Raw genomic sequence first — 8,282 nt, forward strand, 5'->3', positions numbered from 1 at the left:
GTTCCCTGATCGACAGCCTCACCCGCGTCTACATACTCAACGGTCATCACCGGCTCCCTTCTACGGCCGCGGCTGGTCGGGACGGTCGAGGCGAGCCTCCGGCGGAACATCCCCCAGCACCACGATGGCCCCGGTCAGTCCCCGGCCTTCGTCGTTGCCGGTGGGCGAGCTGTAGTAGTAGCAGCCCGGGCCGTCAAGGTTGAGGGTCGCCCTTCCACGCGAATGGTTCACCAACCAGATGAATTTCCTGTCGCCATTGGACGGCAAGAGCGCGCAGTGCGTGTTCAGATCATCGTTGATGAGCTCGAGCTCGATGTCACCCCCATGCGGCATGACCAGGATCGAGGGATCGAAGCTCAGCTCATCGGGCCGGATCCGGATCTGCGCTTCCATCCGACCGTCAGCTCTCTCCGTGGCCTGTCCGATGCTTCCGGTCCCCAGCACCCGACCTATCCCTGCCTTGTTCTGCACGTCCAACCCGATCTTACTGAGCAGGTCGGCCCGCTCCTGCGCGGTCGTCATGGGACTTCACCTCCCAATCCCTGATCCCTGTATCATCTTTTCGCGTCGGCCGCGATCACGGCGGCGCCTCGCAGCCGGTTCAGAACCTTCCGGTGAGCACACGAACACACCCGGTCGACATGAGAAATGGCCCTGTTGACCAAGTTACCGATTCGCCACGGCACAGCAGTCGGCAGCGAACTCGGACGCGTCGACCCTGAAGGTCGCTCATGCGCCCGTAGCCCCGCCCGCCCATCACCAGTGACCCGCTACAACTGCCGACTCATTCGTCTTCGACTTGACCTCGGAGCTTTCCGGGTCTACTCGAATCGGCCGGGCGACGGCCTTCGCGACGCACTCCCACTTCAACTCCCTTGTCTCAGTGTGATTGCACATCTGTTTGCGATTGTGACAGCACATATCGGCATGAGGAGAGATCGCGTCGAGCCAATTGTGTGGTCCGACGCCTGATCACGAATCTGTAATCAGTCAGAACTCTACGCCGGATGAATCATGCCGACAAGGGTAAACGCCAATTCGGGCTGGCGCGCGCCGTTCGTACGCCGCCAGGTACCGTTCGTAGGCGATACGCCACCGTTACGAGGAACAAGGCTGCAACAGGCTTGATCAATCGCCTGATCAACACCGGCGGGCCGGTCACGACGCCCCTCCCGACATCTGAGCGCCCGACAGAGGATCAGGTGAGGTCGTACCGGTCGAGGTTCATGACCTTGTCCCACGCGGCCACGAAGTCGCGCACGAACTTCTCCCGCGCGTCGTCGCTCGCATAGACCTCCGCGAGTGCGCGCAGCTCGGAGTTCGAGCCGAAGACGAGGTCGACGCGGCTGCCGGTCCACGTGACCTCGCCGGTGGCGCGGTCACGGCCCTCGAAGGCCGCCGCGGTCGGGCCGTCTTCGGTCGCTTTCCACTCCGTACCCGTGTCGAGCAGGTTCGTGAAGAAGTCGTTGGTCAGCGACCCGGGCGTCGAGGTGAAGACGCCCAGCGGGGACTGCCGGAAGTTCGCGCCCAGCACACGCAGGCCACCCACGAGGACGGTCATCTCGGGCGCGCTCAGGGTCAGCAGGTTCGCGCGGTCGATCAGCAGGTACTCCGACGGCAGCCGGTTGCCCTTCCCGCGGTAGTTGCGGAACCCGTCGGCGGTCGGCTCGAGCGGAGCGAAGGACTCGACGTCGGTCTGCTCCTGCGACGCATCCGTGCGTCCCGGGGTGAAGGGCACCTGCACGTCGTGGCCGGCATCCTCGGCCGCCTTCTCGACGGCGGCGGACCCGCCCAGCACGATGAGGTCGGCCAGCGAGACCTTCTTTCCCCCGGCCTGGGAGCAGTTGAAGGACTCCTGGATCCCCTCCAGGGAGCGCAGCACCCGCGCCAGCGTGTCGGGCTCATTGACCTCCCAGCCTCGCTGCGGCTCGAGGCGGATCCGTGCCCCGTTCGCCCCGCCGCGCTTGTCGCTGCCGCGGAACGTCGAGGCCGACGCCCACGCGGTGGAGACGAGCTCGGAGACCGACAGCCCCGAGTCGAGGATCCGGCGCTTGAGCGCGGCGACGTCCTCCGCACCGACGAGCTCGTGGTCCACCGCGGGGACGGGGTCCTGCCAGATCAGCGTCTCCTGCGGGACCAGTGGCCCGAGGTAGCGGTGGATCGGGCCCATGTCGAGATGCGTCAGCTTGAACCACGCCCGGGCGAACGCGTCCGCGAGCTGGTCCGGGTTCTCCAGGAAGCGCCGCGAGATCGGCTCGTAGACCGGGTCGAACCGCAGCGCGAGGTCCGTCGTCAGAATCGTCGGGTGGTGTGTCTTCGACGGGTCGTGGGCGTCCGGCACGGTGCCGGCCCCGGCGCCGTCCCTCGGAATCCACTGCCACAAATCGGCGGGGCTCAGCTCCAGGTCCCACTCGTAGCCGAACAGGTTCTCGAAGAAGCTGTTGTCCCACCTCGTCGGAGTGGGTGTCCACGTGCCCTCGAGCCCGCTGGAAATGGCGTCCGTGCCCATTCCGGTGCCGTAGCTGTTCCGCCAGCCCAGGCCCTGCTCCTCGAGGGGGGCGCCCTCGGGCTCGGGGCCGAGGTACTTGTCCGGGTCGGCCGCGCCGTGGGTCTTGCCGAACGTGTGCCCGCCCGCGATCAGCGCGACGGTCTCCTCGTCGTTCATCGCCATCCGCCGGAACGTCTCGCGGATGTCCCGGGCCGCGGTGAACGGGTCCGGGACGGTGCTCGGACCCTCCGGGTTGACGTAGATGAGGCCCATCTGGGAGGCGGCCAGCGGGTTCTCCAGCTCCCGGACGCCGCGGTAGCGCTCGTCGCCGAGCCAGGTGCGCTCCGGGCCCCAGTAGACGTCCTCGTCCGGCTCCCAGACGTCGGCGCGGCCGCCGGCGAAACCGAAGGTCTTGAAACCCATCGTCTCCAGGGCGCGGTTGCCCGCGAAGATCATCAGGTCGGCCCAGGAGATCTTGCGGCCGTACTTCTCCTTCACCGGCCAGAGCAGCCGGCGCGCCTTGTCGAGGTTGCGATTGTCCGGCCAGCTGTTCAGCGGCGCGAAGCGCTGCATGCCGGTGGCCGCGCCGCCTCGGCCGTCGTCGATGCGGTACGTGCCGGCGCAGTGCCACACCATCCGGACCACCAGCGGCCCGTAGTGGCCGAAGTCGGCCGGCCACCACTCCTGCGAGGTCGTCAGCACCTCGTCGACGTCCCTCGCCAGGGCGTCGAGGTCGAGGGTCGCGAACTCCGCGGCGTAGTCGAAGTCCTCGCCCATCGGGTTGGCCACGGCGGGGTGCTTGCGGAGGATCTTCAGGTTGAGCTGGTTCGGCCACCAGTCGCGGTTGCTCGCGCCCGCGGTCGGGTGATTGCGTCGTCTGTCCGAGACGGTGTGTCCGCCCGCGCCGCCATCAGCGGGGGCCTGGCCGGGCTTGCCGGACGGGGCGCCGGGAGCTGGGACGCCGAGCGCACCCGCACCCCGGTCTCGGTCGTTCCTCTGGCCAACAACGGTGTCAGGGCTAGACACGGGAATCCTTCCGGAGAACGGAGGTTGGGCTCACAAACTCAGATGTCCAGCGCCCGGCGCACCGCTGACGCCTTCCACCGCGAAACCGACCCGGTCAGGATTGCGGGCCGCCTGCCTACTGGCATACCGGGCGGCCCGGATCGATTCCGGCAGCCCGGGGTTCCATCGCGCCGTGGGGTCGACCGCCGGTGCAGGGGCGGGCACACCCATGAGCACGCTCGCCGTCTCATCGGCGATCACCACCCTGCCCGCGGTGTCCACCGCGGCAAGCGCCGCAGTGGAGCGGGCGCCGGCCTGGGTGTGTGCGGCGACCAACTCGGCGCCGCTGTCCCGGGCGCGCCTTCTCAGCGTGCCCCGGGTCTTGGTGACCGCGTGAGCGAGCCATCCGCCCGCGGCCCGGGGAAGCTGGGTGCGCCAGCAGGAGACGTTCAGCACCGTGATCGGCTCCCTGGTCAGCACATCACGCACCGCGATACCCGCGCACACCGAGTCGTGGAACGCCTGGCACCGGTGCTCCGCGCCCCTGATCACCACCGGCCCGTACGCCTCCAGCGCCGTGCCTCTGCTGTTCGTGCCGGCCGCGCATTCCGACCAGCAGTACCAGGGCGCCAGATCGGAGTCGGAGGCTCTGGTCAGGGCGGTCCGATCGCCCCACGAGGCCAGGATCCGGCCAGTGGCGTCGACGACGGCGACAATGCCGGCGAAACCGTCCGACTCTCGTACCACAGACGCCGCGAGACCGCCCACATCAGTGGACACCACGTCGTGTTCGAGCGTGTGGTCGATCTCCGCGACAGCCACCGGAGCCTCGCTCAGGTGCGGGTCCACCCGATATTGCCCCCGGCAGCCGTGCCAGGAGATCGCCACTTCGGGCCGGACGCCGGAGACGTGATCCTCGCCCTGCACGAACCGTTCCCAAACCGCGGACACGGTGTCCTCGCCCGGGTTCGCCGACGTCGGCTCGAGTCGGTGTACATCCTTCATGACGGAGAACCGCCTTCGGTCCATCCCCAACGCCGGACAGCATGCGCCCGCTTCACCCCGGGGACCGCGCGTCACGACCAGGCCAACCGTGGACTGGACACCGCGCCGTGGGTCGTCGACATCGTCACCCGTTGGTCGTTGACATCATCTCGTTGTGGGCTGCGCCACAGGCCAACACTGCCTACTCTACGTACCTTGCCGGGGCCGAGTCGGCAACGCCACATCCGCGGCTGACCCGGTCGGTTGTGCCGTGCCACCCGATGACCCGACCGGATGTCCTCCTGCTGTCGGACGATCGTGACGCACTGGTGCGGCGACGTGCGTCACCGGTCGTCGCGGGAACATCTCGCCCCGCGAGATTGTTATTTGTCGTATGCGAACTTTCTCCGTCCCTAGGTCGGAGTGCAGGTACGTGATCACGGCGACCGGTGAGCGGATCGGGTACGACATGTGCTTCGCGTCCAATTGCATGCGTCACCTGAGTCGCTGCACCTGTCCCGACGGTCCCACGCCGCCGCACCTCGGTGCCGGTGCGAGCGCGGCGGTCTCAGCGGAAGCGACCATCTCGCGTGCGGCCTGATCGTCAGCCGTGCCGAGCCCGGGTGCCCGGGGCACCGACCTGGGCGTCGGGCAGATGCGGGTCGCCTGCTGAGGCACTGAACGCGGACGGTGCAGCTCTGGCCCGCTGAACCTCCACGAGTCCACGGCCGAACGCGTCGATGCAGCCCGCGCCGGGCCACCGCTGGATCACCGCCTCAACGCCGTCGCCCTCACCGTCGAAGGCCGCATCGCCCCGTCTCAGGGCCGTCGGCGTCGTCCATCCCCGGTCGTCGGAGCCGGCGCCGTCGAACGGGAACGCGCTCATGGCCGGTACCCGAGGTCGGTCATGTCCGGACCGTACGCCGCCACGGCGGTCGCCACCGCGTAGGTCTTCATGGTGGGAGCGGGTCGAACGTCGTCTCGGCGTTCTGCGCGGCCTGCACGTCGCCGCTGTTCTGGCCGAGGACCGCGCAGTCCCGGTCCGACTGCCGGCAGCGCGGTTGGTACTCGATCGCCGCGAGGGCTCGGGTCGACTCCGTGGGGCCGGCCGCGCTGTCGTTCTGCAGCGCCGTGGACGCCGAACAGCCACGAGGAGCGCCCCCGCCACACCGATCCTCGCGACCGCCGCTGCCCAACGTGTCATGAGTGGTCTTCTTCCTGGACAACCCACGATCGCCCGGTGATGCAGGTTCGACGCACCCCAATTCTCGTGACAACAGTTCCGTACGTCAGCTCGGACGTGCTGCCACCTGCTCGCCTTTCGAGCGTTTGCAGTGAGCAGATCCCTTTCGGCGCTGCACACTCGGTCCGGCCTGCGGTATCGACGTCATCGACCACCGGCAGACCTGGCCGGCAGCCGGCCGAGCCTTGACACTACGCCGTGGCTCAGCTCACACTCCGGCACACCACCGCCCGGCGCAATTCGTGCCGCGCCGGGTCGAGATGGCGGAACGCAACCGCGCAGCACCTGGCGGGATCGGTCGCCCACGCGACGGCCGCGACTCGACTCGGCTGAGCCTCGACGATCCGTGGAGTGCCATTGAGAACTGCGTGGAACCGCACGCTCCGCCTGATCGAACAATGCCCTTCCCCTGCCGGCAGGTCCTGCCGGAGGTAGTACGCGACCAGGAGAACCAACCGGGAGACAGGTATGTCCGACGCGCAGCAGAACACCGCAGGAACCGGCACCGAACCGGGCACCGAATTCGACGCGGTCGTCGTGGGGGCCGGGTTCTCGGGGCTGTACATGCTCCATCGCCTGCGCGACACACTCGGCCTGTCGGTGCGTGTTCTCGAAGCGGCGGACGACGTCGGCGGCACCTGGTACTGGAACCGCTACCCCGGCGCGCGGTGCGATTCGGAGAGCTACTTCTACAGCTTCTCCGACCGGCTGTCCGGAGACCTCCTCCAGGAGTGGACCTGGAGCGAGCGCTTCGCCGCCCAGCCGGAGATCCTGAAGTACCTGCAGCACGTCGCCGACCGGTTCGACCTCCGGCGCGACATCCGGTTCGGCACCCGGGTCACCGCCGCGGACTACGACGAGGCGGCCAACCGCTGGGCGATCAGCACCGACGACGGCGGCTGGGTGACGGCGAAGTTCCTCATCACGGCCGTCGGCTGCCTGTCCGCGGTGAACACGCCCGACTTCGAGGGACGCGACAGGTTCCAGGGCGAGCAGTACCACACCGCGCGCTGGCCCCACGGTGGCGTCGACTTCACCGGCAAGCGCGTCGCGGTGATCGGCACCGGAGCGACCGCGGTCCAGGCCATCCCGGAGATCGCCGAGCAGGCGGCCCACGTGTACGTGCTGCAGCGCACCCCGAACTACGACATCGCGGGGGGCAACGGGCCGCTGACCGACGAGTACGTGCGCACGACGAAGGCCACCTACAAGGAGATCTGGCAGCGGACGCGGGAGACGAGCTTCGGCTTCCCCTACGACGCTCCGGACCGCACCGCACTCTCGGTGTCGGAGGAGGAGCGGCAACGCATCTACGAGACGGCGTGGGCGCAGGGCGGCTTCCGCATCGGCCTCACCTTCAACGACCTCCTGATCGACCCGCAGGCCAACGAGACGGCCTCCGAGTTCGTCCGCAACCAGATCCGCGCGCGGGTGCACGACCCGGAGGTCGCCGAACTCCTCGCGCCGAAGGACCACCCCTTCTTCACGAAGCGGCCGCCGCTGGAGAACGGCTACTACGAGACGTTCAACCGGGACAACGTGACGCTGGTCGACGTACGGCGCTCACCTATCGAGGAGATCACCCCGACGGGTGTGCGGACGCGCGACGGGGAGTACGAGGTCGACGCCATCGTGTTCGCGACCGGGTTCGACGCCATGACCGGCACGCTGTTCCAGATGGGCATCTCCGGTCGGGGTGGCGTCGGTCTCAAGGAGAAGTGGGCCGAGGGGCCGCGGACCTACCTCGGCGTCGCCACCTACGGCTTCCCGAACATGTTCATGATCACCGGACCGCAGAGCCCGTCGGTGCTGAGCAACATGCCGGTGTCCATCGAGCAGCACGTCGACTGGATCGCAGACTGCATCGAATACATGCGCGAGCACGAACTCGACAAGATCGAGCCGCTGCCCGAGGCCGAGGACGACTGGGTCGCCCACCACAACGCGGTGACCCAGACGACGCTGCTGCCGATGGCGAACTCGTGGTGGGTCGGCGCGAACATCCCGGGCAAGCCGCGCAACCTCTACCCGTATGTCGGCGGCGTCGGAAACTACCGGAAGATCTGCGAGGAGGTCGCGGCACACGGCTACGACGGGTTCGGGATGGCCACGTACGGAAAGACCTCGGTGACCGGGACGCGTCCGGCCAGTCGCTTCCCGGCCAAGACGGCGCCCGCGGTGATCGGCTGAGGAGATCGGAGACGCCCTACCACTCCACCGGAGGCCCAGCGGCAGGCCGGCCGCGTCGAGCGCGGGGCCGGCCTACCCCGAGCGTCCCGCTCCGGCGGATGAGCCACCCGCTTCACCGGGTGCCACGGCGACCGGAGAGGTCAATAGGCAGTTTGGCCGTCGATGTTGCCCGCTGGGGCGTACCGGCAGTCAAGGACGATATTGCCGGGGAACTGCGTTGACGGAGCCTGTCCGCAGCCGACCCGCGGCTGCGTCCCCGGAGGTGGTGTACGAGTCCCTCGCTGGTGAGCGGCGTGGCGTCGTGACGTGAGACGGCCACCGCGTGATCTTGATGAGTACCGACCAAGGAACTCACCGAGAGGATCACGACGA

General features: G+C 68.3%; 4 protein-coding genes and 1 pseudogene. 1 reads left to right on the top strand and 4 read right to left on the bottom strand.

Annotation, left to right across the window (positions count from 1 at the left end):
• Positions 1–60: 60 nt before the first annotated feature.
• The 4 genes and pseudogenes from HF526_RS33810 to HF526_RS33825 all read right to left on the bottom strand — a co-directional run bounded on the left by HF526_RS33810 (position 61) and on the right by HF526_RS33825 (position 5,363).
• The gene (locus HF526_RS33810; RefSeq protein ID WP_169385725.1) at positions 61–522 is read right to left on the bottom strand and encodes an MSMEG_3727 family PQQ-associated protein; all 462 of its coding nucleotides are present in this window, start codon (positions 520–522) and stop codon (positions 61–63) included.
• A gap of 676 nt (positions 523–1,198) precedes the next feature.
• Positions 1,199–3,391 (bottom strand): annotated as a pseudogene (gene katG, locus HF526_RS33815) (catalase/peroxidase HPI); the annotation flags it as partial.
• A 153-nt stretch (positions 3,392–3,544) separates the two neighbouring features.
• Positions 3,545–4,498, bottom strand: coding sequence for a sigma-54-dependent transcriptional regulator family protein (locus HF526_RS33820; protein ID WP_169385727.1), 954 nt, complete (start codon positions 4,496–4,498; stop codon positions 3,545–3,547).
• Between the two features lie 583 nt (positions 4,499–5,081).
• Entirely contained in the window at positions 5,082–5,363 is a 282-nt protein-coding gene (locus HF526_RS33825; RefSeq protein WP_169385728.1) for a hypothetical protein, read from the bottom strand.
• Positions 5,364–6,188: 825 nt separating this feature from the next.
• Between HF526_RS33825 and HF526_RS33830 the strand changes: the two genes are divergently transcribed.
• Positions 6,189–7,910 (top strand): flavin-containing monooxygenase, encoded by a 1,722-nt coding sequence (locus HF526_RS33830; protein ID WP_169385729.1) that lies wholly within the window; start codon positions 6,189–6,191, stop codon positions 7,908–7,910.
• Positions 7,911–8,282: the final 372 nt, after the last annotated feature.

The organism is Pseudonocardia acidicola (assembly GCF_012911935.1).
Taxonomy (GTDB): Bacteria; Actinomycetota; Actinomycetes; order Mycobacteriales; family Pseudonocardiaceae; genus Pseudonocardia; species Pseudonocardia acidicola.

Bases quoted from the DNA above. Each gene is read 5' to 3' on its own strand.
- HF526_RS33810 (WP_169385725.1), bottom strand. From the start codon at position 522: ATGACGACCGCGCAGGAGCGGGCCGACCTGCTCAGTAAGATCGGGTTG.
- HF526_RS33820 (WP_169385727.1), bottom strand. From the start codon at position 4,498: ATGAAGGATGTACACCGACTCGAGCCGACGTCGGCGAACCCGGGCGAG.
- HF526_RS33825 (WP_169385728.1), bottom strand. From the start codon at position 5,363: ATGAGCGCGTTCCCGTTCGACGGCGCCGGCTCCGACGACCGGGGATGG.
- HF526_RS33830 (WP_169385729.1), top strand. From the start codon at position 6,189: ATGTCCGACGCGCAGCAGAACACCGCAGGAACCGGCACCGAACCGGGC.